The sequence below is a fragment of the Phycicoccus sp. Root101 genome (assembly GCF_001426245.1).
Taxonomy (GTDB): domain Bacteria; phylum Actinomycetota; class Actinomycetes; order Actinomycetales; family Dermatophilaceae; genus Pedococcus.
The window spans coordinates 1-26,073 of sequence record NZ_LMCM01000012.1; the positions used below are offsets into that span (position 1 = coordinate 1).

Here is a 26,073-nt window from a genome sequence, read left to right on the forward strand (position 1 = left end):
CGCGAAGGGTGGGCAGCCCACTAGAGAGCGTCCCGTCGGGCACCTGGACCGAGTCTGGCCAGACACCGGCCCTGAGGGAATCCTCTAGTAGCCCACTAAGACTCTTGCACTGCATGGCCCAAGTCTCCGTGCCCCTGCTGAGCATCCGAAGGACAACAGTCTTGGCTTTACGGTGCTCCCACTACTGAGTCACTCCAACGTGACAGTCGCTGCATTGCCCAACGTTTCCACGTCTGGCCCCGGATGCCCCACGCCCGGGACGAAGGGATGGTCGTAGTCAAGTTCGATATGCGCGTTCACCCATGAGCGGGCATCCGGGGGGAGGTCGTTATCAGCGAAAATGATCTGGAATCGATCACCTGATGCATCCTGGAGGGTCCGGAGCCTGGCGTAGATCGCGGACACAACCGCGCGGTCCCACTCTCCCTCACCGACGTTCTTCCGGGGGCTGTCAACGATGAGGAACGCCGGCAACAGGATCTCGTTGCGACCCGAGATGGACATGCTCAGATTCGCAAGGTGGTATGCAAGATTAACGATCGTCTTGCGCGCGCCACCAACGCTCAGCATGTCGAATGGCTCGTCGTCAACGAGCGGCAAATAGTCCTCCCCGCTAACCCTGGCTGACTGGTACCAAGGGTCGCGTAGGGACGCCAGAATCGAGTCAAAGACCTCAGACAGGTCGCCAACCCGGCTGCTGTTCTGACTCAGCTCCAACCGGAGCCGCAGCTCCTCCTCCTCGAGCCTTCTCGCCTCAACCTCCAAATCTTCGGCCTCCGACAGGACGGCGTCATGGCTTGCCCAGCGTGCCTCTGCGGCATCGAGGCGCACTAGCTCGTCCTTCGCTCTGGCGAGCCTCGTCGCCGCCTCGGACACGGCGTCAATCTGAGGTGCCGAGGGGTGGCCGACGCGACGCTCTTCGTCACGCAAGGACTCGACCAGACGATCCCGAAGCCCGGCGACCTGGGCGTCGAGCAGGCCCAACGTGCTTGCGTCTTCCTCCAGGAGCCCAAGGGTCTCTCGTCGTTGCTCTCCTAGGACTCTGGCCAGGCCCTGCGATGAGTCCACCTGAGAGCCCACGTGCTGCCCACACAAGTTGCACTGATCGTGCGGATACCGCGCCGTTCCGATTCCTTGGAGGCAACGGGGGCATTGCACGAAGTCCAGGCCGCTAAGCGCGCTCGACACGGCGCCTGCCTTGGCGTGTGCCAAGAGTTTCAGATCGAGCTGCGCCACCACGGCTTTCGCCTCGTCAACCATGTGCGCGACTGCGTTCCTTTGACTGACGAGCTCGTCCAACTCTTGGCGCAGGGTGGCTATCTCGGCTAGCAGAGCCCGTGGTGCTAGGTCGGCGCTGACCGAGTCTCGCAGTTCCTCGAATTCCTCGAGAGCGACGGCTGCCACTGTGTTCGCCTGGGTCCGAAGGGCCACGAGGTCAGCTCGTCTTGGCTCTCCCGTCTCCCGCAAGAAGCGCTCAACCGTTGTTGCATCGGCGCGGCTTCGCTGCGCATCTTCCAGCGTCCTTCCCCGTCGAGTTGCGAGTTCCACGCTCCTTGGACTGCTTAGCCCATAAAGCAGTTCGAAGACGGCGATGCGCTTGTTGTCTAGGTTCCTGTCGTCGTGTCCGACAACGCTTTTGTCGATGCCGTTCTGGTCCAGATACATGTACCTGTAGATGTCGCCAAAGCTGATCGGCACTGTGGCGCCTCGCGGCTTGCGACGACTGCTGGGCACGCGCCAATCAACGGGCAGGCCAAGTACTCCCATCAACTGGGGCGACACCCGTCGCATGTTTTGTCGGTTGGTGACTGCCCAGGTGCCGAGCGACTCGGCAGCAATCAAATCGATGACTTCGACGGTGTGGCTGCCAAGCTGTCGGGTGAACTGCCAACGTTCCGCCCCCGCTCGAAATCGCAGCACGATCAGCGTGACGTTGTCGCGAACGGCGGGCATCACCTTGGCACTTCCACCAAGGCCGTACTTGATTAGCTCAAGCATCGAGCTCTTACCGGTGCCCAGCGGACCCGACACGGCTGTCACGCCAGGAGCAAATTCGTAGACCTTGGTCTGGGAATCCGTACGGATCTCCAGGGACTCGATAATCAGTTGCTCTCCCACTGGAACCCTCAGATCTCGCGGTGATGTGGTCGGTCGACGGCGTCGGGGAGTTCGGCATAGATGAGCTTCTTCAGTGCGTTGCCACTCAGGTCAAACGTCTCCTTGAGCAGGCCGGCTCGCGCATCGGTGCCGGCCCAATCCTCCGTTTGCGCCAAACTCACCGCAATACTGCGGCCAAGGTCTGTAAGGAACGCAGAGATCGTCGCGCCGTCACGTTGGACTCCGATCAGACCCAAACCACAGAGCGCCCCCAAGACCGAGTAATACCGGTCATCCCAGGGACCGTACTTGTATCGGATCATCCGACTCTCGACCGCCACCCGCTCGGCATCCGTCGGCTCCGTACCAAGTACCCAGTTGACATGCCGCTTCTCAAGCAGCCGATCGGTGAACATCGGATATCGGAGCAAGAAGTCGAGTTTGGCGAGCTTTGTGAGGCTCCGGAGCGACTGGCCCTCATCCGGCCCGAAGTGCCGGAGCAGCATCAAGATCCTGCCCAAGTGGAAGTCGAGGTCCGGACTCCTATTCATGAACGTCGGCCGTGACGTCGAACTCGGGCGACCACCAGATCTCGCACCTCGCCGTGAGGTCGTAGACCAAGCCCATCAGAAGGTCCGCATCCAGCCCCGCAGGAAGGTCCCCATCCTTCGCCAATCGGCCAACTCGGCGCCGCATGTCGGTCAGCATCGCGTTCCCGTACGGCGCATCCGCTGCCTGTGCCGCAGCGTTGAGCTGAGCATCCAGTGCGGAGGCGGTTAGGAGCGACCTCAACCGCGAGAACGAGGGTCTGTCTGGGACGGGAGGCGTGCGGGCCATTTCGAAGGAGGACCACTCCATGCGCGCCCTAGCCGCCGCCGCCCGAGCCGTTGGCACGATTTCCCCACGATCCAACTTCTTGGTCAAGGTCGTGCCAGTCGACGAGGGGTTCGGCAACTGGGCAGTGGCGGCCACGCCCTCCGACCTCAGCGCCGATGCAACATCCTCCCTTCGCAACAGTCGGTTCCGCACGGATTCCGCGACCAGAGCTGCGGAGTCAAGATTCCCGGAGTTCGAGCGCATCCACACGCCCGGCACGCCTGCGAGGGCTTGAGACGCGGCCCGAACCAGCGATAAGACTGCGTCGTACGCCTTCCCTGCATCCGCTGGAGAAAGGCCTAGAGCCACGAGGGCAGGGCGCGCGACTTGCTCAATATGCACAAAGCGCTGATCGGTCGCTCGCGATTGATCGTTGTCCAGCCTGAGAACCGCAAGGAAGTCGCCGACAGCGACCAGGTCGTCGGAACCGAAGCGGCCCGCCATCTCGCGAGCCAGTTCGTCGACTACCCCCCGGTCTCCTCCGGCACACGAGTCACGAAGTTGGCGGCACTTCTGGTCTAGCCCACCATTTGTGATCCACCTGCATTCACCAGGACGGCCGCAATCCAGCCACCGTTGGAAGAGTATGTCCAGCCCGCCATCGGCGAAGAGTCGCGCGATGGTCCATTGGCCGGAGTTTGGCTCCCGGTGCTTGATACTTACCAAGCAGCATGAACCATCTGCCATGCCCAAGACGTAGTCCGTGTGCCACTCACACAAGACCCAGTCCAAGTCACTTGTTGAGTGCATCATTTCGAGGCAGGCCGCCGCTGCGCACCCATATTGAAAGTCGTAATACCGCGACGTGACCGATCCAGCATCCTCCACCGGCACCTGGTCGACCACCGCAACCAAAGGTTCGTGAGACGCGCCCCCGCTCATGGAGTGCAGACTACGGGCGGACGCGTCCGCTTGAACCCCAATCGTCGGAATCCTGCGATTTGCCCGTGAGAACTTGCATTACTAGGCAAATGCGGAGCCTGCCCCCTTCCGCCACAGGCTCCGGGAGTCCGACGCGGTCGTGCACTACTCGTCAGGCAGCGACTCCCTCTTCAAGTCGTCCAGGAGTAGCTCGCCAAAGACCGTTATGCCGCGGCGGGCCCAAGTGGGCTAGGGCGGCCGGGCCCCAGGCCGCCGTCCGAGCGGTGCAGTCTTTCCGCCGCGAGCTGCGCCGGACTTGGTTCTCAGCATGGCTCGGGCTTGCCGCGGTGACTTCTAAGCGCGTGCGCCACTCGCACGTTACCCTCCGCGCATGACCACCCACCCTCAGGCCGACTGGTTTGCGGACCCTCTAGGCCGGCACGAGCGCCGCTACTGGGACGGCACCCAATGGACCGAGCACGTTGCCTCGGGGGGACGTCAGGGGATCGATCGAATAGACCAGCCGAGACAACCCACTGTCACCGCCGAGCAGAACCTTGGAGGCTGGTATCCCGATCCCTTTGGACGTCACGAAAGGCGCTTCTGGGACGGCGTCCAATGGACGCACCACGTCGCCTCACGTGGGCGCCAAGCTATAGACGCCCCTGTAACTGCGACACCCACGCCGGGGGCTGACCGAGGAGACAAGAAGATCCAGCGTCAGGTCCACAACAGTGGTGCCATCACTTCTTCCTACGGCGGCGAAGCAGCCCTCCTCAACGAACCGGTGCTGGTCGTCAACCAGAAGGCGAAGCTCCTGGGCGTTAACGCGGAGTATGACGTCTATGACCAGCGTGGGCTTCGGGTCGGCGCGTGCAGGGAAGTTGGACAACGCCTCATCAAGAAGGCTGTGGGCGTGGGCGGCCAACACGCGACGCATCGCTTCCAGATCATCGACGCAAATGGGAACGTGATCATCTCCCTCCACCGACCGGCAATGATCCTCAAGTCCAAGATGACCGTCGTGGGACCCAAGGGCGCCCAAGGACAGATCGTGCAGAAGAACACCGGCGTCCTCCGCAAGGTCCGCTTCAATCTCGAATCAGGTGGTCAAGTTCTGGGATCCATAAATGCCGAAACTCGCCGAGCTTGGGACTTCAGTGTCCAGGACGCAACGGGCAATGAGATCGCACGGATCACCAAGACATGGGCAGGCTGGGCCAAAGAACGGTTCACAAAGGCCGACAACTACGTCGTGCAGATCCATAGGCCACTTGAAGAGCCGTTGAGGTGCCTCGTGATCGCCGCCGCCCTAGCGGTCGACACTGCACTGAAGCAGGGCGAGCCGACCAGCGGTTCGGGTCGCTACCGGCGATACGACTAGGTCCTGCAGCACCGTGTTCGAAGGTGCCGGGCATCGTTGCGTCTTACCGCCGCGAGCCGACCGTCGCGTGGAGGCGAACCGCGGACTATGTCGTGCAGCGATGACATGCTCAATGGGTGATGACCGAGGACCTGATTGTCCGCCACCCGCATGTCTTTCACGTTGCCTCGGCCGCGTCCTGGCAGTCGATCCAAGAGCACGGGCTGCTGTCTACGGCCGCCCTCCTCAACTTGCACAACGTCGGGCCTGAGGAGCGGGATCGACTACTGCGCCATAAGCGCGAGGAGTCGACACAACTCTTTACGCCTGGCCTCGGCATGGCTGTGATCCGCGACCAGAAGCCGCTGAAGTTCATCCAGCAGAAGATCGACCCCAGTTCGAGCCTGGAAGCGTTTCTCGAGGCATTGAGTTCCCGAATCTTCTTGGCACCCACGAGGGACCGGCTTGAACGGCTCCTTAAGGCTCGGGAGTATCGCGGTTCCCCTCAGGTCGTACTTACCCTTGACACACGTGCCCTGGTCGCGGTCTACGAGCCGGTGATTGGCCTATGCCGCTTCAACAGCGGCGCCTGCACCCAGATCAACCATCCGATCCGGGGACATGAGTCATGGCAGTCGATCTCGAGCTACCCCTACGACGAGTACCGAAGTAGATACAAAGGCGAGGCCCTAGTCGAGCTGACCGTGCCTGAGGCTGTGCCCGACGCACTCGAGATGACCACGCGCGTCGAGCACATCACCGTCTAGATCGGCGCCGCCTGCCCGTCGTGAGGGATGCATCTAGCCGCCGCAAACCACGCGCCATGCCTTGGGCGCGAAGGCGGCCTCCCTACGCAACCTTCTTAGCGGCCGAGTTCCAATTCAGCATCTCGCTCTCGAACCGGGCCATCAGCAGCTCGTACATCTCGTCGAGCAGCGACTGCCACAGTGCCTCTTGTGCCTCCATCGAACGCTTTCTTTCCGACCACTCGCCAAATGCGGGGTTGGAAGCGTGAACGAGGCGGGCTCCGTAGTTTCGGTAGCAGTCCGGGCCCAACCCACGGCGACGACTCTCTAAGTTGGTGAGGGGACGGCCGCAGATTCGGCATCGGCTGGCGTGAACCAAGATGGTCGGAGGTGGAGCGGGTCCCGGTCGAGGTCGAGGGGCGGGGAGCGGCTTTGGCCGCACAGGCTTGCTTCGTGCACGGTGCCATCGGGCCACCGGCGACGTAGAAGGGCGCCCTCCCTTTGCCAAGCGCTCTCGGAAGTACGCCTCGCTGCGTGGCGGCTCAATGTCAATCAAGGACGGTGCAGTCCCGGCTCCGGACAAGAGTCGAGCGGGGCCTTGCCGCGCAATTGCATCCTGAAGCTCGGCCGCGTCAGGCGTTCCGTACTTCGGTAGGGACCTGATCGTGGCAATACGCGAATCGCGCCTCCTGAGAAGCAGGAAGACGACAACAGCAAGTGCAACTGCCGCCAGCGCGTAGTACATGTTCACCCCCGGCTCATAATGGGCAGTCAGCTCACCGCGACCTCTCCGCACCCATCGGACGGGCAACGTTATAGGTCGGCCGGCATCTTCGTGGCTGCTTGGGTGGTCGGCCCACTCGATCCAGGCGAGTCATTTCGCCGCGTGGCGGCTGCGTGCTCAGTTTCGGGCGTAGCTGATGGGCCCACTTAGGGCGATGGGCGGCTTCAAGACCGCGGTCGTGCGAAGCCGCACCTCTCGAAAATTGCGTGCGAGTCTTCCCCGCGCCTTCTCGACACTCGATAGCGTGCAATGAGCGGCAACGAGGAGAGAGCGAGCCATGACCAACTTCTGGATTTTGCAGGGAAACCCCAAGAGGTGGGACCGTCCCGACAAACTGTTCTCCGAACCGATCCTGGGATGGTCGGTGACCGGCATCGAGAATCAGATCGGCGTCGGAGATGGCGTCTTGATCTGGCTGGCTAGCGCCAAACCGGCGATGCGAGGCATCCACGCGGCAGGCAAGGTCTCTGGTGAGCCACGGACGGGCTACCCGCTCGGTTGGGGTGACCAAAAGCAGAAATCAACACTGACGCCCTTCGCGCCCCTCGCCATCCATTGGTATTCGGTGCACCACCCGGTGTCCATCGATGAGCTCCGCGCAACAGCCTTCGCCGGAAACCAAATCATGTCGATGCCTCGTCGAACCGCATACCCCTGCAGCAGGGCGGAATTCGACGCCGCCATTGACTTGCTGGAGAGTCACGGGCCAACGGCGCTCCCCGTCCGACCTGCAGCACCGTTCACAGAGTGGTGGAGCACTGTCTGATGCGCGCGGGATGACCCGAGCACGTCGCGTCACACCGCCGCGAAGTCGCTACACGACGTGGAACTCGACTCGGTGGACGAGGGTGTCATCGCCGATCGGGCCAGAGTGGGCGGCCCGGTCACGAAGAGCCTCAAGATCGGCCTCGCCTGACGCGGCTACATGACCCTCACTCGCGAGGCGTCGAACGCGCGAGGAGTCGAGCACCAGCGTCCCCTCTCGACGAAGGCGACTGACCTGTTCCCTGAGCGGGAAGTGACTGGCCCTCCCCCGGACGTCCACGCACGTCAGCGGACGTGCAGGGGGACCGGTACCAAGGCCGAAACGCGACGTCTTAGTCAAGTAGTTGGTCAAGCAGGCGCCCATCGTCACCGGCATGGAAACAGCCCCTGACACGCGTTTCCTCAGGTCAGGGGCTGTTTCGTACTGGTGGGCGATACTGGGTTTGAATTAGCGACCTCTTCCGTGTCAATACTGTCACACCATCCGTTGCAGGGCGTGGACACCCGCCAAAGCAGGAACCACTCCCCCACAGTCCCTCGACGTCTTCCAAATCCGCACCGGTTGTCACTCACTTAGTCACTCACCCCCGTACCGCCCTCCGCACACTCAAGCCGTGGCAGCCCCCACCGCCACAGTCGCGTGCGACGACGACCACGCCGGTCGCGTGCAGCTCTAGCTCAATTTCGATCAGCAGAGATGGGAGCTCGCCCCAGGGCTCGAGCTATGACGTCAAGGGTCAGCGGCCCTTGGGGTGCCAGACGGTCTTGGTCTCGAGGAACGCCGTCATCCGGGACATGTCCGGCGTGCGGGTCCAGTCGGGCTCGACAGCGTCGCTGCCCTCGCCGGCGGGACGGACCACGCGCTTGAGGTTCTCCGCGGCGGCCAGCTCGAGGTCGCCCCAAGCGATGCCCTCGGCCTCGGCCGCACCGGCCAGGTCGATGGCGTTGACGTCACGGTGCGAAGCGATCCACGGAGCGACCTCAGCGGTGCGACCGGTGATGAGGTTGACCACGCCACCGGGGACGTCGGAGGTGGCCAGCGCCTCGGACAGCGTGATCGCGGGGAGGGGACGCAGCTCGCTGGTGAGGACGACCGCCGTGTTTCCCGACGCGATCACGGGGGCGACCACCGAGACGAGGCCGAGCAGCGAAGAGCGTTGCGGCGCAAGGACGCCCACGACACCGGTGGGCTCGGGGGCCGAGATGTCGAAGTAGGGGCCGGCGACGGGGTTGAGCCCGCCGAGCACCTGCGCGAGCTTGTCGGTCCAGCCGGCGTACCAGACCCAGCGGTCGATCGCGGCGTTGACGACGGCCTCGGCGCGACGCTCGGTCAGGCCCTCGCTGGCGCGCACCTCGGCGACGAACTGGGCACGGCGGCCCTCCATCACCTCGGCGACGCGGTAGAGCACCTGGCCACGGTTGTACGCGGTCGCCCCGGCCCACTTGGGGAACGCGGCGCGGGCGGCGACGACAGCGTCGCGCGCGTCCTTGCGCGAGCCCTGCGAGGCGTTGGCCAGGAAGCGCCCGCGGCCGTCGAGGACCTCGTAGGAACGGCCCGACTCCGAGCGGGGGAACTTCCCGCCGATGTAGAGCTTGTAGGTCTTGCGCACGTCGACGCGGGCGTCGGTGGCAGTCCGCTGGTTGGTCGGCATCGCGGAGATCACCCGTTGCTTTCAGTCGTGACGTAGGCGGACAGGCCGTGACGGCCACCCTCGCGGCCGTACCCCGACTCCTTGTAGCCGCCGAACGGGCTGGTCGGGTCGAACTTGTTGAAGGTGTTGGCCCAGACGACGCCGGCCCGGAGCTGGTCGGCCATCCAGAGGATGCGCGAGCCCTTCTCGGTCCAGACGCCCGCGGACAGCCCGTATGGCGTGTTGTTCGCCTTCGCGACCGCCTCCTGCGGCGTGCGGAAGGTCAGCACCGACAGGACGGGTCCGAAGATCTCCTCCTGGGCGATGCGGTGGCCCTGGCTGACGCCGGTGAACACGGTGGGGCGGAACCAGAAGCCCTTGGCCGGCAGCTCGCAGCCGTTGTCCCAGCGCTCGGCGCCCTCGGCCTCGCCGGCCGCGGTGAGCTCGGTGATGCGGGACAGCTGGGCCTTGGAGTTGATGGCGCCCACGTCGGTGTTCTTGTCGAGCGGGTCGCCGACGCGCAGGGTCTGGAGGCGCCGCTTGAGGCGGCGCTCGAGGTCCTCGGCGATGTTCTCCTGCACGAGCAGGCGCGAGCCCGCGCAGCAGACGTGGCCCTGGTTGAAGAAGATGCCGTTGACGATGCCCTCGACGGCCTGGTCGATGGCGGCGTCCTCGAAGATGATGTTGGCGGCCTTGCCGCCGAGCTCGAGGGTGGCCTTCTTGCGGGTGCCGGCGATGGAGCGGGCGATCATCTTGCCGACGCCGGTCGAGCCCGTGAACGCGAGCTTGTCGATGTCGGGGTGGTCGACGATGGCCTGGCCGGTGGCGCCCGCGCCGGTGACGATGTTGACGACACCCGGGGGCAGGTCGGCCTGCTGCACGACGTCGGCGAAGAGCAGCGCGGTCAGCGGCGTGGTCTCGGCCGGCTTGAGGACGACGGTGTTGCCGGTGGCCAGGGCCGGGGCGATCTTCCACGCCAGCATGAGGAGCGGGAAGTTCCACGGGATGACCTGGCCGACGACGCCGTGCGCGCGGGGGTTGGTGCCGAGGCCGGCGTACTCGAGCTTGTCGGCCCAGCCCGCGTGGTAGAAGAAGTGCGCTGCGGCGAGCGGGACGTCGACGTCGCGGCTCTCCTTGATCGGCTTGCCGTTGTCGAGGGTCTCGAGGACCGCGAACTCACGGGCGCGCTCCTGCAGGATGCGCGCGATACGGAAGAGGTACTTGCCGCGGTCGGCACCGGACATCCGGCCCCATACCCCGTTGTAGGCGCGGCGGGCGGCGGCGACGGCACGGTCGACGTCGGCGGCGCTCGCGTCGGTGACCTCGGAGAGGACCTCCTCGGTCGCCGGGTTGACGGTCTTGAAGGCGGAGCCACCCTGGGACTCGGTGAACTCACCGTTGATGAACAGCCCGTAGGAGGGGGCGAGGTCGACGACCGCCCTGCTCTCCGGAGCCGGTGCGTACTCGAACTTGGCCATGTCTGTGCTTCCTCGAATTCGCAGGTGTCAGTAGAGGCTGGGGTGGGCCCACGGGCCTGGATTGAGCTCGCTCAATACAGGCTCGGGGAGTCGTCGGTGACGTAGTCGGGGCCGGAGTAGGCGCCGATCCGCATCCGCTGACGCTGCAGCAGCAGGTCGTTGAGCAGGCTGGACGCGCCGAACCGGAACCAGAACGGGTCGAGCCAGTCGTCGCCCGCGATCTCGCTCACGGTGACGAGGAACTTGATGGCGTCCTTGCTGGTGCGGATGCCACCGGCGGGCTTGACGCCCACCATCTCGCCCGTGAGGTCGCGCCAGTCGCGGACGGCCTCGAGCATGATCAGGGTGACGGGCAGGGTGGCGGCGGGCGACACCTTGCCGGTCGAGGTCTTGATGAAATCGCCACCGGCGAGCATCGACAGCCACGAGGCGCGACGGACGTTGTCGTAGGTCACGAGCTCGCCGGTTTCCATGATGACCTTGAGACGGGCGCGGGAGCCGTCCTCGCGGACGCAGGCCTCGGCCACCTGGGCGATCTCGCGGAAGACCCCGAGGTAGTCGCCGGAGAGGAACGCGCCACGGTCGATGACCATGTCGATCTCGTCGGCCCCGGCCGCGATGGCGTCACGGGTGTCGGCGAGCTTGACCGGCATGAGCGCGCGCCCGGACGGGAACGCGGTCGCGACGGCGGCGACGTTGATCGGGCTGTCGCCGAGTGCTGCGCGGGCGGTGGCGACCATGTCGCCGTAGACGCAGACGGCGGCCGGGCTCGGGGTGCTCGGGTCGCTGGGGTCCGGGTGCAGCGCCTTGGCGGCGAGGCCGCGGACCTTTCCGGCGGTGTCAGCGCCCTCGAGCGTCGTCAGGTCGATCATCGAGATGGCCATGTCGATGGCGAACGCCTTCGACGTGGTCTTGATCGAACGGGTGCCGAGACCTGCGGCGCGGCCCTCGCAGCCCACCTGGTCGACGCCCGGCAGGCCGTGCAGCCAGCTGGTGAGGGCGGAGTTGGTGAGGCGGGAGACGCCGAGGAGGTCGCGCGCCCTGCCGGTCGGGTCGACCGACGGCGCGGACGTGCTGTCCGATGGGGCAGCTACGACACGTACGGCCGGCGAAATGCTTTTCATGCCAGATCCGTTCTGGGGAATCCGCCGGGTTGACCCATGCATTGGGTGCGTGGGACTAGCGGAGGCCCGGACCCCCGCCGGGGGTGCGGAGGTCCGGGCTGTTTCGGGGACGCGGAGACCGGGCGTCGCCGCCGCTAGGAGACGTGCAGTGCAGCGAACTCGTCCACCGCGCTGTCCGTATGGGGATGCGTCATGAGGCTTTGAATCACTGGCCATGTGGTTGTCACTGCGTCCGCTCCGCTGAGCATCGCGGTCAAGGCCTGGTCGGCGGACTTGATGCTCGCCGCCAACAATGCGACGCCGTCGGGGACGAAGGCCGCCAACCGGGGCACCAACGGTCCTTTGTCGCCGTCGAGCCGGGAGGCGCGGTCGACGTACGGGATGATCCACCGAGCGCCGACGTCCACTGCGCAGACGACCTGACCAGGGTCGTAGACCGCGGTAAACGCTACCTCCCGCCCGTCCGCGGTCAGGGAGGCGGCCAAGGCATAGAGCCACGGTTGCGCGGGCAACTTGATCACCACTCGGTCCACACTGCCCGCCGCCGCCTGATCGACCTCGCCTAGCTCGGCGCGGGCGGTGTCGGGAGTTCGCGCTGTGAGTTGATAGAACACAGGGCCCGAGGTGAACTCGCGCACCAGGGCGCCGAGGTGTTGCGGTCCGTGTGCTGCCTGCTTGTGCATGATCGCAGGGTTGGTGGTGATGCCTGCGACCACACCGCTGGCGGCAGCGGCTCGGACAAGGTCCAGGTCCGCTGAGTCGAGGAAGAGTCGCCCGGTGTTCATCGCAGTCCCTTCACGACATCCATGATCTGACGAGTGTTGTCGACCGATACGGGGTTCCACCAAGCGCCTTCTTCCTTCATTGCGCTTCCGACGATTGCTCCGTTCGCGTGCATGAGCAGCTCGTTGGCGTTGCCGGCGTTGAGGCCACTGCCGATCAGTACGGGGCGGGTGGCGACGTCGGAGATGGCCCGGATCTCGTCAACCCTTGTGGGGTCGCCGGTGCGCTCCCCCGTCGCGATCAGCACGTCAGCATCGAAGGCTTCGGTGTCGCGGGTGAGTTCAGCAATGGTGCGATCGCCGACGATGGCGTGGCTTCCATGCTTCACGTGCACATCGGCAAGCACTTTGATGTCGTTCCCGCCGAGGCTGGCCCGGTACCGCAGCGCCTGACCCGCCGTACCTTCGAGGAATCCTTCATTCGCGATGTACGCGTTGGCCCACTGGTTGGCACGCACGAACTGCGCACCGGCCGCCTTGGCCACGGCGATGCTGTGCATGGTGGCATTGGCCAGAACGAGGACTCCCGTGACCAGGCCCACAGCCTCGATGACTGCCGCGGTGACGACTGCCATGCAGGCAGGCGTCTCGGGGCCGAGGTCGTCTGGCTTGACGAATGGGATGTCTCCCTCGTTCTCGACTATCAGGCCGTCGACGCCTCCTTCGGCGTACCGGCGCGCGTCCTCGACCGCTCGTTGGCGGATCTGCTTCACGGGTTGGCCGTCGTAGCGCGGCGTCCCGGGCAGCGGCGGGAGGTGGATGGTGCCGATGATGGGTTTGGCCACTCCGAACATGTCCCACAAGGCGTCGGGTCGGTCGGTCGGTGTCACGGACGAGTTGCTGTTCAAGAGGTTCCCTTCAGGGATGTGAGCACGGCGTCCAGCCGTATGGCGGCAAGCTCTGGGTCCAATGACTGCAGCGCGGGGAGCGCACCACGCGTCTCGACGATGAAGGAGGAGCTGACTACCCCGTGCGCGGCCGCCACAATCGGATCGCCGGTGGCGATGAGTCCGGCAAGGAAGCCGCCACAGAAGGCGTCGCCCGCCCCTGTCACGTCGAGCACCGTGCTTTGGGCTGCCGGAACGCGGACGATTTCGCCGGCGACCGCAACATCCACACCCAGCGGTCCGCGTTTGATGACCAATGTGCCGCCGAATCCAAGTCTCGACAGCTCCGTGCGCAGGACGCGGATGTCGTCATGCCCCCAGAGGTCTACAACCTCGGCGACGCTGGGCATGAACGCGTCGACGCGGCCAAGAAAGTTCGCTTCGGTGTAGCGGCTGGTGTCGATGTACGGCTCTACCAAAAGGTCAAGGGTGATCAGGGTCTGGGATTCCGCAAAGTCTGCGAGTGCCTCTGCGTGGCCTTCACTGGACTGTGGCGCGAGGTGAATGCCCGCCGGGGTGTCACCGAGCTCGTGGGATCGGGGACGGAGGGCGTCAAGCTGCCGGAAGGTGCCACCGGAGCTCTTCTCAAACTGGTGGCGCATGCCCGAGGACTCATAGAGCAGCCACAGGCCGAGGCTGTTGCATTCAGGGGTACGCCTGACCGCGGTCAGGTCGATGCCCGCATCGGTGAGCTCCGTGAGGAGCTCGGCGGGGTAGTCCGGACCCACGGTCGAGCAGATCGCAGACTCGGTGTTCCACAGGGAGGCGCCGATGGCGCTGTAGAGCGCACCTCCGCCCGCCTGCTTCCAGTCGACGTCCCGATCCTCGATCACGACGTCGTCGAGAGTGAGCTCGCCAATGGTCAGGACCGAAGTAGGCGCTGTCACGATCGATCCGAGCCGGGCGAGGGATGGACCATTGCCCCGACGACGACCAGGGCGCGAGCGAGGTCGACGAGGTCTTGCAGGTTCGTCGCCGGAAGTCCGCGGTCGAAGTGCCTGTTCTCTCCTGGGTATCCCAGGATCACGACTCGGTTGCTATGCAGCATGGCAACTACGTCATCCGAGCGGGGAACGTGTCCGCCGACGTTGGCCCTTACGTGGATTCCCTTGCTGGACAGGGGCTCCAGAGCCTGCACCAGCGAGGCGTAGATGTCGGGACGCGCGACGGACCCTTTGCCGCGGCTGGAGTACTCCGCCAAGGATGCACCCCAAGGGCGGCGGAAATTGTCGTTGCGTTGAAGGTCGACGCTGCTCAAGCCATGGATGTCGACCGCCACGGTCAATGGCGCAGGATCCAGCCTGCTCAGAAGGCGCGCCGCTCCGCGAGAGATCGTCTGGCTCGCGGCTCCGCTGGGCCCCTCCTCCTCGTCGGTCAGATAAGTGCTGAAGGCGATCCCACATCGCAGCATCGTCTCGCTGGCAAGTAGGGCCGCTGCCACACCCGCGGCGTTGTCCAAGGAGCCGGTCACCCGGCCGGTGTCTGGGTCGTGCGCGAGGGGCGTAGCTAAGACGACGCGATCCCCCGGCCTCAGCTCAACTTCAACCGGATGCGACACCAGATGTTGTCCCTCTTCGAGCGAGATCTGTGCGTGGCACAGAACACTCCAGGTTCCGTCAGGGGCGAACCGGACGACCCGCGCGGGCGTCGGCTCCTCGGCCAAGTGGTAGCAGTACGGGGTTACCTGCCACAGCCCTGGCCTGACAGGCTCCCGGAGCAGGTAGGAGACCTCGTCCAGGTGCGCCAGGATGCCGATACCGCCCTCCCCGTTGGTCAGCACGTCGCAGCCGCTCTCAAAGGCGTCTCTACGCAGGACTGCGCCGGCGTGCTCGAGCTGGCGGGACTCGAACCAGGACTGGATGACCGCTCCTCGTGTCAACGACGACGTACCTGACGGTGCAGGGGTATCCGCCACGGAACGCAGCACCTGGAGAAGGCTTTCGGGGGTCACCAAGCGGTTGATGTCATCGATCAGGGAGGGGCGGTCCGCCAGAACGGAGGCAATGTTGCGCATCAGCGACCTCGGCCTTCGCGGCGCTGCAACAGCACAGCAGCAACGATCAACCCACCCCGGAACAGGTATTGCACGTAGGGGGAGACCCCACTCAGATTGAGAATGTTGGACAGGACACCCAAGATCGCCGCTCCCACGAAGGTGCCACCGGCGGTTCCGACACCCCCGAACAGGCTCGTACCCCCGACAACTGTCGCTGCGATGGCGTCCAGCTCCTTGCCGTCGCCCGCGACGGGCGTGCCCACGCCGAGCTGGCTGGCGTACAGGATCCCCGCGATCCCAACCATCAGACCGGAGATGACGTACACCGCGCACTTGACACGGCGCACGGGGATACCCGACAGACGCGCAGCCTCCTCGTTTGCTCCGACCGCGTAGACCGAACGCCCGAAGACGGTGCCACGCAGCACGAACATGCACACCGCGAGCAGCACCAGGAACACGATCGCCGGATTGGGTATGCCTAGTGTTCTGCCGTTCCCAAAGGCGAGGAAGGCGTCATTGGTGATCGCCACCGGTTGACCCTCTGTGAAGATCAGGGCGATGCCCTTGGCAAACGCCAGCATTCCCAAGGTCATGACAAACGGTTGAATCCTGCCGATGGCGACACCGAGGCCGTTCACCAAACCAAGTAGGCAGCCCAGGCTCAGGGCCATGATCACTCCGAGGAAGACCCCACGGGTCTGAACAGTGTCGGCCGTATAGACGACCACGACCGACAGCATCGAACCAACGGAAAGGTCGATGCCCGCCGTGATGATGACGAAGGTCATTCCGAGCGCGAGGACCCCGACGATGGAGATCTGGCGAAGGACGTTCAGGACGTTGTCCACCTGCAGGAATCGGTCGGACTGCAGGCTGGAGAAGATGATGAGCAGGATGAGTGCCACACCGGCCCCGTACTTGCGCATCGTCGCGGTCGCGGCAGGTCCTCGTTCGCGAACGCCCTGCATCTTGGGCTTGGCAAGCATTGTCGCCGCTGGCTCGTTCATTGCACGTGTCCTTGATCCGTCGGGGCGCTTAGGAGCGCAGAGCGGCTGATGTTGTCTTCGGTGATCTCATGACCGCTGTATTCGGCGACGACTCGCCCCTGGTTCATCACCAGGACCCGGTCAGACATGGCCACGACTTCCTCGATCTCACTTGAGATCATCAAAATGCCGCGCCCGGAGTCCGTGAGCTCGCGCATCAATGTGTAGATCTCGCTCTTACCGCCTACGTCGATGCCTCGGGTCGGCTCGTCAAGGATCAGCACGGTGGGCGATGTCGCCAACCATCGTGCGAGCATGACTTTCTGCTGGTTGCCGCCGGAAAGTGTGGACGGGGGCGCTTCGAGTGATGCCGCCTTGAGGTGCACCCGCTTGGCCAGGTCCGCCACCGAGGCGCGGTCACGCCTGGAGCGCATGACACCGGCGATCGAGCGGAGCCGAAGGCTTGCCAGCCCGACGTTTTCGCGGATCGACCGGTTGAGCAGCAGCCCCTGGTCCTTGCGATCCTCTGGCAGATAGGCGATCCCAGCGCGGCGAGCTGCCCTTGGGGAGCGCCGGCGGAACGGCTCTCCCGCGACGGTGACGTCGTACGGACCAGGCTCGGCACCGATGATGGCTCGAGCGACCTCGGTCCGGCCGGAACCGACGAGGCCCGCGAGGCCGACGATCTCTCCGGCACGAACTGTGACCTTCAGACCGCCCGAGTCCCGTTCTGTAGGAATCGCTTCCAGCAGGGTCTCGGCCTTTGCCACCACAACCGGCCGTTGGGGGGCAGTCAGCTGACGGCCCGTCATCATCGTCACCAGTCGTTGCTCGTCGAGGTCTGTTACGTCGACGGTTCCTTGTGACCTGCCGTCCTTGAGCACGGTGACTCGATCACACAACGACAGCACCTCCTTCAACCGATGGGAGATGTAAACGACCGCGACTCCGCTGTCTCGCGTGGAGCGCACCACGTCATAAAGAACGTCGAGGTCCTTGCCGCCGAGGATGGCGGACGGCTCGTCAAGGACTAGGACTCGAGCGTCCCTAAGGAGTGCGCGCGCGATCTCGACAAGCTGTTGCTGGCCCAGGCTGAGGCGGCCCATCTCGGTGCGTTCGTCGACCGCTAGGCCCACCCGGTCCAACGCGTCCCGTGCACGCTCCCGCGTTGCCTTCCAGCGCACGCCACCGACTGCGTTGTGCGAGAGGTGGCCCAGCAGGACGTTCTCGGCCACCGACAGCGACGGAGCGCTCACCAGCTCTTGGTGCACCACGCTGATCCCACGCGTGATGGCAGCGTGCGGTGTGGACAGCCGTACGGGCTGGTCGTGGATCAGAACCTCACCGGCATCAAGAGCGAGGGCGCCACCCAAGATCTTGATCAGCGTCGACTTGCCCGCACCATTCTCCCCAGCCAATCCATGGATCTCCCCCGCCCGGATCGCGATGCTCACGTCCCGGAGGGCCACCACGCCGGGATAGTTCTTGGTGATTCCCTTCAGCTCCGCAACGTGCGTCAACGTTTGTCCTCCGTGGTCTGGCTGGTGTCGGTGGCGCGCCGAGAGCGGCGCGCCACCGAACGTGACTACTTGCAGGGGTTCTTGGTCAGTTCGAAGGTTCCCCAACCCTTGGGAACCCACTGGTCAGCGTTTTCGGCCGTGACTAGCGGCAGGTTGGGAAGCTGAAGGTACGAGCCGGGCTGGGAGTACGCCTTCGCTCCGTCGATTGGTTTGCCCTCAAGAGCACCGAGGGCTGCGCGGACCCCGATGTCGCCGATGAAGGGGCTGTAGTTGCCGTCCGCCTGGAACTGGCCCTCCTTGACGGCCTTGAATCCGGGCGCGGAGCCGTCGTGGGTGTACTCCTTGATGTTGTCGTTGCAGCGCCCGGCATTCTTGATCGCCTGCATGGCGCCCCAGGAGGATTCCTCCGCGTGGGAGAACACCGCGTCGATCTTCGGGTACTTGGTCAGCCAGTCATCCATGACCTTCACCGCAGGCTCCCGCACCCACTGGCCGTCACCGACCGCCAGCAGCTTCATGCCGGGGGCCTCGGCGAGGGCCTTCTTGAGGCCGGTGGAGCGGTCGGTCGCCGGAGAAGAGCCCGAAAGCCCGGTGATCTCCACGATGTTTCCCTTGCCGTTCATGTCGGCGATCATCTTCTTGGCCGTCTCGTAGGCCATCTCGACGTTGGACTGTCCGATGAACACGGTCTTCTCGGCAGGAACATCCCGATCCAGCAGGACGAGGGGCATCTTCTTGGCCATGACGCGTCGCGCGGCCGGCGCCAGACCCGCGGACTCGACGGGGCTCATGATGATGGCGTCAACACCCCGGGCCATCAGGTCGTCGATGTCGTTGGACTGCTTGGCAGCGTCACAGTTGCCGTCCACAGTCACAACACTGACGTTGGGGTGCCGCTTCACCTCGGCGAGCACGCTCTCGAGCATCGCCTTTCGCCAAGGGTGGTTGAAGCAGGTCTGGGAGAAGCCAAGCAGGATCTTCTCTTTCCCGGCCACCTTCACGTCGCCTTCAGGCATCGCCAAGATGTCCTTGAACGGCAGGCTGTCATAGCCTTGGAGCGTCTGGCTGCCAGCCAGCTTGTCGCTTCCATCGCTGCTGCCACCTCCGCCCGACGATGACACCGTGGATGCCTTGCTGCACGCCGTTGCCGACAGCAACACCAACACCAACACCGGAGCGAGCTTGCGTGAGATCTTCAACGCTTTCTCCTAACTAGGCCGAACTCTGAGAACTGACGCGAGAGTCTCGATGTCAGATGGCGGGGGGAAACAAGTTGACGCGGTACTCATAGCGGTCCGCGGCAAAGGTCATGACCGTGGACTCGATAGGACGATCCGTGCGCGTGTAGGTCACGCGTCGGACGATCAGGGTCGGCTCCGCGGTTTGGCACTCCAGCAGTCGCGCCTGTTCCTCGGTCGCCCGGCCAGCGCCGATGGTCTCGGTGCCCCGATGCAGCTCGATTCCGATGTCGGGTCCCTGAAGCACGTCGTACAGCGACCCCGACTCGAGGGCGGCAGGGGTGAACAGGTCGAACCGGTTGGCCAACACCTCACGGGGAAGCCACGTCTGGGAGATCCCGACCGGCCGGTCGTCGGCCAACAGAATTCGGCAGATGTACTGGCACTCAGGGGTCTGCTCACCAAATACCCCAGCGTGCTCGTCCGGAGTCGGGATCAGCTCACTGACCAACACCCTGCGCTGCGGGCGGAAGCCCTGGGCGTTCATGTTCTCAGTGAACGAGGTCAGCATGGGCTGGTGCGTGGGACGCGGACGTGCGACGAAAGAACCCAGCCCTTGCACGCGCTCTACCCGCCCGTCGGTCACCAGCCGGGTCAAGGCCTGACGCACGGTCGCGCGCGACACCGCATAGGTCGCCGAGATCTCAGCCTCGGTGGGCAAGCGATCGCCCGGCTTCAGCTGTCGCCCTTCAATATCAGCGAGGAGGGCTTGCTCCAACTGGGCATACAAAGGCAACGGCTGGGCGCGATCCACAGTTGTCATGACAACCGTTCTACCGGACCTCCGGTTGACCGTCAAGACCTATGTCGGCTGTGTTATGCGAGGTCGAAGCGGCGATGGCGAATCGGCGCATGTCTACTTGCCGTTGCCCGAGGTCCGACCATGAAATGTCACTGTTGGTGCCGCCATGACCCTAGGAGGGGCCGTCGGGGTTCCGCCGCCGAGTACTCCCCTAGCTATTCGACGACGGGACGGCGTCGCACGGCCTTGGTTGGCTTCCCCAGTGACCTCTTCCCCGCATCGCATTCCCCGACCATCCGCGGACGTGCCCGGACGTCCATCTGAGCACGAAACCAGTCCTCCGCGGTCCGCCGGCATCCACTCGGACACGCACCCGTCGTCAGACAGTTAGTCAAGCAAGCCCCCTCTATTGATCTCGTCGCCGACGAGAGCCCGCACGGCACTCACATTGCCCACGCATTCGCCGGGGCACTATCGCGCAACAGGTACGCCCACCTCGCCGGCCATATGCACTCCCATGCCGATGACAATGCGCTTGCCACCTACAACCTCGCTGCGGCTTCAAGGCTGCTGACCCTTAGCGCATCCTTGGGCGTCCCCGCACTGGACCTCGCCGAAGGGATCGAGGTGTCGACAGGACAGCTGGATGGGCGACAACCTGAGGGATGTGAAGTACGACCTGCTGTTCAAGGACGTGGGACTCTTCGAAGGCGAGATCGGGCGCTCCCGGTCACCGAACTCGGGCAAGAGGTCGAGCAGAACATCCTGGGCGCGCGCGGTCTGCTGATACGGCCCATCAGGTGCGTCCGACCGGTCACCTCTCGAGCCCCGCCCGGTCGGCCCAGGAGTCGATGGTGTTCGGCCACCACCAGTCCTTGCCGCGGTCGGTGCCGTCCGGAGCTGGGAAGGTGCCGTTGTTGCGGCGCAGTCGCAGGTTGTCCGGTGACCAGCCAAGGTGCCGGGTCACAGCCCGATACCCCCACCTTGGCGGAGATGCCTGCTTGGCGAGGCGTTCGATCGCTGTGTTGCTCAACAGAAGCACGGCGCCAATGTGGGTGCGGGAGCACCCGCCAATCCATAGCGCGTCGAACGCGACAAGGGTGGCGGCGTCTGTGTCGTTCTTGGTGGCCAGACCACGGGCCAGCAGGGTCCGGGTGGTGCGGCCTTGGCTGCCGCGCCAGCCGGCATCGTCACCAGAGGCCGCCAGCGCCACGGTCAGCGCCACCTTCTGTAGCCGGGGAGGTATGCGACTGCCCGCAGCGCCGCGGTGCCACGTCGCAGCGCGGGCGATGGCGCGCAGGTCGGTAACGCCCACCTCGTCGAACCCGGTCAGGAGTCGGCGCCGCGCCACGTGCACCTGATGGGCTGCCCACCGTCCGTCTTCATCCGCGGGTCCCAGGTGTTCGGCGAGGACCGGGGCCCACGCAGCGCCCAATCCCAGCAAGGCGCACGCCTTCACCGCGTCGTAGTTCGAGGATGTCACCGGTCACCCCCTTACGGCCGTCATCGTGCGCCCAGTTCCGTGGCCATTGTGTGCCGAGCGCAGCTTGCGCGCCGGTCATCCACAGCTTTTGCCCCCGGTGGGTCACAAACGACGGGCGCGCGCTTCCTTCGCGAGCTGAGCCACACGCCCTTCGACAGGTTCGTGGCCGCAGCGATCCGCTCGTAGCTCTACCCCTGCCGGCGCAGCTCCGCTACCGCCCGCAACCGCGGCACGACCAGCTGAGTCAGCGCGTCGTCCAACGCGGCGAACGTGTTACCGACCGCCGCAAGGCCGCCAACCGCTCGGCCAGGTCCGTGACCGACTGGGCCTCGTCGGCGATCGCTTGGCTCAGCTGGTCGGACAGTTGGCTGGGACGGTAGCCGGCGCGACGTCGAAAGCGAGGAGGCATGCCCACCACCTGACTGCGTGGCGGACGGGCGCGCCGGAAGTGCCATCCTGGGTTGCGCACCTTTGCTGTGGCGCCCGTCGGCGCCCGTTACTGTCACGTCAAAGGGCTTGGCAGGGCCGATATCCTGCGCGAGTGGCGCATACCGTCGCAAGCAGGCCAGTTCCCGAAGGAGAGCCGTGGGCGCTGAACGCTCTCGCGGTGTTGGCTGATGTGCCTGGCGCCTACCGAGCGGGTTTGGCTGTGGTTGAGGGTGGCGGGCGGCGGCTGTTGTTCACGGCCAGCGACCGTGACGGTACGAGCAGTGTCCCTTGGTGTGAGATCGACGCCTACGCGGATGTTCCGTTGACGCACACTGTGCGCACAGGTGACGTTATGGCGGGCTCTCGGGAGAGTCTGGCGGGCCGGTTCGGGGACTTCATGGACCGTCAGCTGCCCAAGATGATGTCGTTGGTGACTGTGCCCGTCGTCTCGGCCGGTCAGGTGATGGGCGGGTACATCCTGTTCTACGACTGTCCGCAGTCCTTCGACCCGTCACAGGTCAGTGACCTAGAGGACGTGGGGGCTCAGCTCGGAGAGGGGCTGCGCCGGGTCCAGCGTGCCGTGACCCCGGCGGGGGCGCTTGCGGCGATGGCGGTGCCAGCTGGGGTGCGAGCGGCTACCCACAGCGTGGCCCCGGACACCCATGGCGTCGCTCGGGCCCGTCACTTCGCGTCGCGGACGCTGGCCGCGTGGGACGTTGACGAGGCCGTCGCCTACAACGCGTTGCTTTGCCTCAGCGAACTGGTCACCAACGCGGTCATTCACACCGGAGCTGGGTGCGAGGTTCAGCTCCTGCTCGACCAGCAGGCCCTGACTGCAACCGTTCGCGACGGCGGCTCGAACGTCGTTGTCGACCCCAAAAGGGTGGAACAGGACCCGTTGGCAGTCCATGGTCGTGGGCTGTCGCTGGTCGACGCGCTGGCGACAGGTTGGGGTTCGGAGTTGGACCCTGGGGGGATGAGCGTGTGGTTCGTGCTCGAGCTGAATGTTTCAGCTCGAGGCTGAGCCTCGCCTGAGGTCACTGTCAGCGCGCGAGGTCTTCACCGGCTCGTCGGGACAGGGCAATCAGCGCGTTGTACAGCGGAGCTGCTGACGGAAGTGCGGCCGTTGCTCGACGAGCGGCTGGAGCCCACCGGTGTGCGGTGTTGGTTGCCGTGGCGAAAGGCGAACAGGCCACACCAGCGACCTGGGCAAGCTCATCCGCGTGTTCGAGGCCGGACGTGTTCTTGTGCAGGTGGCCGTACCACCAGCCGGTGGCGTCAGGCCGCGCGCCATTTCCGGTCGCGCCCGTAATTGCCCTCTTCATGCACACGGCGCAAACATCGCACATGCGCCAGCTCGCACCTGGTCGTACAGGTCCGCTCTCAGCCAGACGGACAGACTTGGGCGACACTCCGGTGCGCCTCCCGTCCGTTGAAACACTCAAGGACGGTGGCCTCCTGCCAGCGAGGTGGGTGTCGCCCCAGCGGAAGGAAAGCTCATACCCCCTGCAACGTGAGCCGCCCTCAGCTGGAGCGCACTCACCTCCAGACAACTTCGGCGTGACCGTCTGAACGGGTCCGGCCGCCCGGCACAGGTTGCGGGTGCACCATGGGGTAGCAGCACGCCCGCCCCGATCCCCTCGGGGTGAGGGAGTGCGCTGCGCCCTCAAGGCTGGCTGGCAGCAGCCCAGGCTCACACCGTGGCCATGCCTACCCGGCTTGCGAGTGGCAGCCGGCCCTGGAGTAACACCAGAGCCCGGGCGGAAGAGTCGGCCGTTGGGCAGCGAGAGTTTCGTCGCAGGGTAAACCTTCGGGGCGTCGCCGGCCTGTACATGGGTGGCGAACAACCCGCGGCCGGTGCGGCGTCGCCACGATGGAGGAACCGCCATGCATCGTTCACGTCATGCCCTGATCGTGCTCTTGGTGATCGCGTTCACCGTCCTTGGGGCACCAAAGTCCGCGCGGGCGGGAGCGCCGCCGCCGGTTGAGCAGTCGCGCCTCGTGCCGTCGCTGAGCCCGTCGTTCGCGCCGTGGTCCTGCCGGACCACGCAGTCCGGCCCAGTGTGCAAGGGCGAGCGTCATTTCTCCGGAGCATGGGAGCTTTCCGACTTCCCCTGTGGCGACACCCAGGTCTGGGCTCGTGGCGAGTCCGACCGATACCAGACCCGGTACTACAACCGCGACTACTTGGACTCCCGCCGTGAGTTCCGCACGCGTGACATCGACTTCCTGCGCACTTCCCCCACTGGCCCGGCCACGGCGACGATCAGCACGAACGTCCGCTTTGCCGAGACGTTCGCGGTCCCGGGCGACGACACCACCCGCACCATCGTCAGCGACGGCGTCCTGTGGGACATCCGCCCGGCTGCGGGGCCTGCGGTGTGGCGGGCGGTTGGCACTCTCGTCGAGCCACCTGACTCGGGCGCCACTTTCAGCGGTCATGTGACCGCTGGGTCGCAGACCACCCGGTACGAGAACGCCCCGCTCACAGAGGTCCTCAGCGACGACACCTTCATCGCTGCTGTATGCGCAGCAGCCACGGCCGGACAGTGACAGCATCAGCGGTGGGCGGCCCGGACCACGCTGGTAAGCACGTGTCGGGGATGGCGTGAGAGACATCATGCAGCGCGACGAGCAGCGGGACTACGAGTGGGTCTACCGCAATGGGTTCACCTCCGTGGCCCGGACGGTGTTCCTGATCGTGGGAAGTCGGGCGGTCGCAGAGGAGATTGCCCAGGACGCCTTCCTCAAGCTGCTCCAGAAGTGGTCGTCGGTGTCCGACTACGAGCGACCCGAGGCGTGGGCGCGCAAGGTCGCGGTGCGAATGGCGGTGCGCTACGTCGGGCGTGAACGGTCCCGACCGCAGCGCGAGCGTCGCGCTCAACCTGCCCCTGTGGACCCGACGCTGCCTGACCCGGACGTCGCCCGGGCCGTAGCGACGCTGGCGCCGATGCAGCGCGCGGCGGTCGCTCTCTACTACTGGGAGGACAGACCGGTCCTTGAGATTGCCCGCATCCTTCAGGTGTCGGAGTCAACGGTGAAGCAGCATCTGCACCGGGCCCGGGCCCGGCTGGCTCAGACCCTTGGCGAGGAGGTGACCGGCGATGTCCGTTGACGAGCGTCTGCGAAGCGGCTTGGTCCGCAACGCCCGCAGCCTTGACCCCGACGTTGAGGTCTTGCTCGAGTCGGCCCTCGCCACGCACCGGCGTGCACTGTGGTTGCGCTGGGGTGCCGCTGCGGGCGGGCTAGTCGCGGCAGCGTCCGCCGCAATCGTCCTGGTGATCGGCGGGTGGGGAAGCGACCGCGACGCACCGGTGCTCCCAGCCAAGACCCCGACCGCATCGGTCGCCATTCAGGGCCGGTATGCCGGACAGGTCGCTGCGCTCCCGACGGTTCCGGAGGTCGCGGGGCGATGGGTGCTCGAGTTCAAGGCCGGCGGGGTGCTCACCGTCACCGCGCCTCCCACCTACTCCGGCGTGGTGTCCGGGGTGCTGTACGCCGTGCAGGGCCAGGAGATGCGCACCGACCTGTTCAGCCAAGACCGGTGCGCGGGCCAACCGTTGGGCCGGTACGCCGTGACCCGGACCGGGTCGCAGCTTGCCCTGATGGCGGTGGACGACCCATGCGCGGCGCGCGTGGGCGTGCTGGGGGCTACCGCCTGGACGGTCGCCCCTTGAGCGACGTCAACCTGAGCGACGGCGCCGGCCTGTACACAAGTAAGCAGACCTGAAGGGACTCCAGTCATGAGGACACGAACCGAGGCGGCGACGCTGTTGGCCGTCGGCATCCTGCTCGCAGGGTGCGGTGGCGCACCGGACAGCGGGCAAGCGACGCAGTCGTCCTCCCCGCCACCGTCCACCACCGCGCCGACCTCCACCGCGCCGGCGACGGACAAGGCTCGAATCCCCGATGGGACGTGGACCCGTGAGGTCACGAAGGCTGAGATCACTCGTCGTGGGTTGCAAATCCCGCCGGAGGTCATCACCGGCAACTACCTCGACGACGGCAGCGTCCGACTGGTGCTCAAGTCGCAGGCCGCACGCTGGTCCATCTTGGTGGAGGACGACGCGGGTGCTTTCGAGGTGGGCGACCAGGGCGGCACCAGCTACGACGCCGAAGGCCGCTGGGTGCAGGCAAGCGACAGCACGGGCGGCTCGGTTCTGATCGACTGGAAGATCAGCGGAGACACACTGACGACCTCGATACCCAAGTCCGGGCCGCAACTGTCGGATGAGGAGCGCTTGTTCCTCGAGGGTCCCTGGCACCGGCAGGGATGAGGGGC

At 65.5% G+C, this 26,073-nt stretch carries 24 protein-coding genes and 1 pseudogene; 9 read left to right on the forward strand and 16 right to left on the reverse strand.

All coding sequences use genetic code 11. The features are described 5' to 3' along the window. Positions 1-189 precede the first annotated feature (189 nt). Genes ASC58_RS20120 through ASC58_RS21760 form a run of 3 tightly spaced genes read right to left on the reverse strand, consistent with a single transcriptional unit; the run spans position 190 to position 3,417 of the window. On the reverse strand, positions 190-2,118 hold the full coding sequence (locus tag ASC58_RS20120) for an ATP-binding protein (RefSeq protein ID WP_056920539.1): 1,929 nt from the start codon (positions 2,116-2,118) through the stop codon (positions 190-192). 8 nt (positions 2,119-2,126) lie between these two features. Further along, a complete protein-coding gene (locus ASC58_RS20125) occupies positions 2,127-2,603 on the reverse strand; it encodes a hypothetical protein (protein WP_157598589.1) in 477 nt (158 codons plus the stop codon). 37 nt (positions 2,604-2,640) lie between these two features. Then, positions 2,641-3,417, reverse strand: a complete 777-nt coding sequence (locus ASC58_RS21760) for a hypothetical protein (protein WP_056920541.1) — start codon at positions 3,415-3,417, stop codon at positions 2,641-2,643. A gap of 808 nt (positions 3,418-4,225) precedes the next feature. Between ASC58_RS21760 and ASC58_RS20135 the strand changes: the two genes are divergently transcribed. Then, on the forward strand, positions 4,226-5,218 hold the full coding sequence (locus ASC58_RS20135; RefSeq protein ID WP_082553515.1) for a phospholipid scramblase-related protein: 993 nt from the start codon (positions 4,226-4,228) through the stop codon (positions 5,216-5,218). Between the two features lie 116 nt (positions 5,219-5,334). Next, positions 5,335-5,964: a hypothetical protein gene (locus tag ASC58_RS20140; protein ID WP_157598590.1), complete on the forward strand. Its 630-nt coding sequence runs from the start codon at positions 5,335-5,337 to the stop codon at positions 5,962-5,964. A 277-nt stretch (positions 5,965-6,241) separates the two neighbouring features. Here the strand turns inward: ASC58_RS20140 and ASC58_RS22010 are convergent. Beyond that, positions 6,242-6,688, reverse strand: a pseudogene (locus ASC58_RS22010) (DUF6011 domain-containing protein); the annotation flags it as partial. Positions 6,689-7,004: 316 nt separating this feature from the next. Here ASC58_RS22010 and ASC58_RS20835 point away from each other — a divergent pair. Further along, the gene (locus tag ASC58_RS20835) at positions 7,005-7,493 is read left to right on the forward strand and encodes an EVE domain-containing protein (protein ID WP_082553507.1); all 489 of its coding nucleotides are present in this window, start codon (positions 7,005-7,007) and stop codon (positions 7,491-7,493) included. Between the two features lie 736 nt (positions 7,494-8,229). Here ASC58_RS20835 and ASC58_RS20145 read toward each other — a convergent pair. The 11 genes from ASC58_RS20145 to ASC58_RS20195 all read right to left on the reverse strand — a co-directional run bounded on the left by ASC58_RS20145 (position 8,230) and on the right by ASC58_RS20195 (position 19,900). Further along, complete coding sequence (locus ASC58_RS20145) at positions 8,230-9,144, reverse strand: aldehyde dehydrogenase family protein (protein WP_056920581.1); 915 nt, start codon at positions 9,142-9,144, stop codon at positions 8,230-8,232. Between the two features lie 8 nt (positions 9,145-9,152). Then, positions 9,153-10,601: an aldehyde dehydrogenase family protein gene (locus ASC58_RS20150; protein WP_056920543.1), complete on the reverse strand. Its 1,449-nt coding sequence runs from the start codon at positions 10,599-10,601 to the stop codon at positions 9,153-9,155. A 71-nt stretch (positions 10,602-10,672) separates the two neighbouring features. After that, positions 10,673-11,725: a deoxyribose-phosphate aldolase gene (gene deoC, locus ASC58_RS20155; RefSeq protein WP_056920544.1), complete on the reverse strand. Its 1,053-nt coding sequence runs from the start codon at positions 11,723-11,725 to the stop codon at positions 10,673-10,675. 134 nt (positions 11,726-11,859) lie between these two features. Next, positions 11,860-12,510 (reverse strand): transaldolase family protein, encoded by a 651-nt coding sequence (locus ASC58_RS20160; protein WP_056920545.1) that lies wholly within the window; start codon positions 12,508-12,510, stop codon positions 11,860-11,862. After that, entirely contained in the window at positions 12,507-13,337 is an 831-nt protein-coding gene (locus ASC58_RS20165) for a BtpA/SgcQ family protein (RefSeq protein ID WP_200947896.1), read from the reverse strand. Before ASC58_RS20165 ends, ASC58_RS20160 begins: the two co-directional genes overlap by 4 nt. Before the next feature lie 14 nt (positions 13,338-13,351). Continuing rightward, positions 13,352-14,281, reverse strand: coding sequence for a carbohydrate kinase family protein (locus ASC58_RS20170; RefSeq protein WP_056920546.1), 930 nt, complete (start codon positions 14,279-14,281; stop codon positions 13,352-13,354). Further along, complete coding sequence (locus ASC58_RS21310) at positions 14,278-15,408, reverse strand: hypothetical protein (RefSeq protein WP_056920547.1); 1,131 nt, start codon at positions 15,406-15,408, stop codon at positions 14,278-14,280. Before ASC58_RS21310 ends, ASC58_RS20170 begins: the two co-directional genes overlap by 4 nt. Continuing rightward, the gene (locus ASC58_RS20180; protein WP_082553509.1) at positions 15,408-16,400 is read right to left on the reverse strand and encodes an ABC transporter permease; all 993 of its coding nucleotides are present in this window, start codon (positions 16,398-16,400) and stop codon (positions 15,408-15,410) included. Before ASC58_RS20180 ends, ASC58_RS21310 begins: the two co-directional genes overlap by 1 nt. Then, positions 16,397-17,899 carry a sugar ABC transporter ATP-binding protein gene (locus tag ASC58_RS20185; RefSeq protein WP_056920549.1) on the reverse strand — a complete coding sequence of 501 codons (1,503 nt, stop codon included), beginning with the start codon at positions 17,897-17,899 and terminating at the stop codon, positions 16,397-16,399. The genes ASC58_RS20180 and ASC58_RS20185 overlap by 4 nt, the downstream gene beginning before the upstream one ends. A gap of 65 nt (positions 17,900-17,964) precedes the next feature. Beyond that, complete coding sequence (locus ASC58_RS20190; RefSeq protein WP_056920550.1) at positions 17,965-19,098, reverse strand: substrate-binding domain-containing protein; 1,134 nt, start codon at positions 19,096-19,098, stop codon at positions 17,965-17,967. 52 nt (positions 19,099-19,150) lie between these two features. Continuing rightward, positions 19,151-19,900, reverse strand: a complete 750-nt coding sequence (locus ASC58_RS20195) for a GntR family transcriptional regulator (protein WP_082553511.1) — start codon at positions 19,898-19,900, stop codon at positions 19,151-19,153. Between the two features lie 625 nt (positions 19,901-20,525). Between ASC58_RS20195 and ASC58_RS21200 the strand changes: the two genes are divergently transcribed. Then, positions 20,526-20,666, forward strand: a complete 141-nt coding sequence (locus ASC58_RS21200; RefSeq protein WP_157581255.1) for a hypothetical protein — start codon at positions 20,526-20,528, stop codon at positions 20,664-20,666. A gap of 27 nt (positions 20,667-20,693) precedes the next feature. On the opposite strand, the gene ASC58_RS21205 is transcribed toward ASC58_RS21200, so the two are convergent. Further along, positions 20,694-21,362, reverse strand: a complete 669-nt coding sequence (locus ASC58_RS21205; RefSeq protein WP_157598591.1) for a hypothetical protein — start codon at positions 21,360-21,362, stop codon at positions 20,694-20,696. Between the two features lie 541 nt (positions 21,363-21,903). Between ASC58_RS21205 and ASC58_RS20200 the strand changes: the two genes are divergently transcribed. From ASC58_RS20200 to ASC58_RS20220, 5 genes are all read left to right on the forward strand, one after another. Continuing rightward, the gene (locus ASC58_RS20200; RefSeq protein ID WP_157598592.1) at positions 21,904-22,815 is read left to right on the forward strand and encodes an ATP-binding protein; all 912 of its coding nucleotides are present in this window, start codon (positions 21,904-21,906) and stop codon (positions 22,813-22,815) included. Between the two features lie 863 nt (positions 22,816-23,678). After that, complete coding sequence (locus ASC58_RS20205; RefSeq protein ID WP_056920553.1) at positions 23,679-24,344, forward strand: hypothetical protein; 666 nt, start codon at positions 23,679-23,681, stop codon at positions 24,342-24,344. Between the two features lie 55 nt (positions 24,345-24,399). Then, complete coding sequence (locus ASC58_RS20210; protein ID WP_056920554.1) at positions 24,400-24,906, forward strand: RNA polymerase sigma factor; 507 nt, start codon at positions 24,400-24,402, stop codon at positions 24,904-24,906. Continuing rightward, the gene (locus tag ASC58_RS20215) at positions 24,896-25,468 is read left to right on the forward strand and encodes a hypothetical protein (protein WP_056920555.1); all 573 of its coding nucleotides are present in this window, start codon (positions 24,896-24,898) and stop codon (positions 25,466-25,468) included. Before ASC58_RS20210 ends, ASC58_RS20215 begins: the two co-directional genes overlap by 11 nt. A gap of 66 nt (positions 25,469-25,534) precedes the next feature. After that, the gene (locus tag ASC58_RS20220; protein WP_056920556.1) at positions 25,535-26,068 is read left to right on the forward strand and encodes a hypothetical protein; all 534 of its coding nucleotides are present in this window, start codon (positions 25,535-25,537) and stop codon (positions 26,066-26,068) included. Positions 26,069-26,073: the final 5 nt, after the last annotated feature.

Bases quoted from the DNA above. Each gene is read 5' to 3' on its own strand.
- ASC58_RS20135 (WP_082553515.1), top strand. From the start codon at position 4,226: ATGACCACCCACCCTCAGGCCGACTGGTTTGCGGACCCTCTAGGCCGG.
- ASC58_RS21310 (WP_056920547.1), bottom strand. From the start codon at position 15,408: ATGCGCAACATTGCCTCCGTTCTGGCGGACCGCCCCTCCCTGATCGAT.
- ASC58_RS20125 (WP_157598589.1), bottom strand. From the start codon at position 2,603: ATGCTGCTCCGGCACTTCGGGCCGGATGAGGGCCAGTCGCTCCGGAGC.
- ASC58_RS20215 (WP_056920555.1), top strand. From the start codon at position 24,896: ATGTCCGTTGACGAGCGTCTGCGAAGCGGCTTGGTCCGCAACGCCCGC.
- ASC58_RS20195 (WP_082553511.1), bottom strand. From the start codon at position 19,900: ATGACAACTGTGGATCGCGCCCAGCCGTTGCCTTTGTATGCCCAGTTG.
- ASC58_RS20160 (WP_056920545.1), bottom strand. From the start codon at position 12,510: ATGAACACCGGGCGACTCTTCCTCGACTCAGCGGACCTGGACCTTGTC.
- ASC58_RS20205 (WP_056920553.1), top strand. From the start codon at position 23,679: ATGCATCGTTCACGTCATGCCCTGATCGTGCTCTTGGTGATCGCGTTC.
- ASC58_RS20145 (WP_056920581.1), bottom strand. From the start codon at position 9,144: ATGCCGACCAACCAGCGGACTGCCACCGACGCCCGCGTCGACGTGCGC.
- deoC (WP_056920544.1), bottom strand. From the start codon at position 11,725: ATGAAAAGCATTTCGCCGGCCGTACGTGTCGTAGCTGCCCCATCGGAC.
- ASC58_RS21200 (WP_157581255.1), top strand. From the start codon at position 20,526: ATGGGCGACAACCTGAGGGATGTGAAGTACGACCTGCTGTTCAAGGAC.
- ASC58_RS20220 (WP_056920556.1), top strand. From the start codon at position 25,535: ATGAGGACACGAACCGAGGCGGCGACGCTGTTGGCCGTCGGCATCCTG.
- ASC58_RS20180 (WP_082553509.1), bottom strand. From the start codon at position 16,400: ATGAACGAGCCAGCGGCGACAATGCTTGCCAAGCCCAAGATGCAGGGC.
- ASC58_RS20835 (WP_082553507.1), top strand. From the start codon at position 7,005: ATGACCAACTTCTGGATTTTGCAGGGAAACCCCAAGAGGTGGGACCGT.
- ASC58_RS21760 (WP_056920541.1), bottom strand. From the start codon at position 3,417: ATGGCGGGCCGCTTCGGTTCCGACGACCTGGTCGCTGTCGGCGACTTC.
- ASC58_RS20150 (WP_056920543.1), bottom strand. From the start codon at position 10,601: ATGGCCAAGTTCGAGTACGCACCGGCTCCGGAGAGCAGGGCGGTCGTC.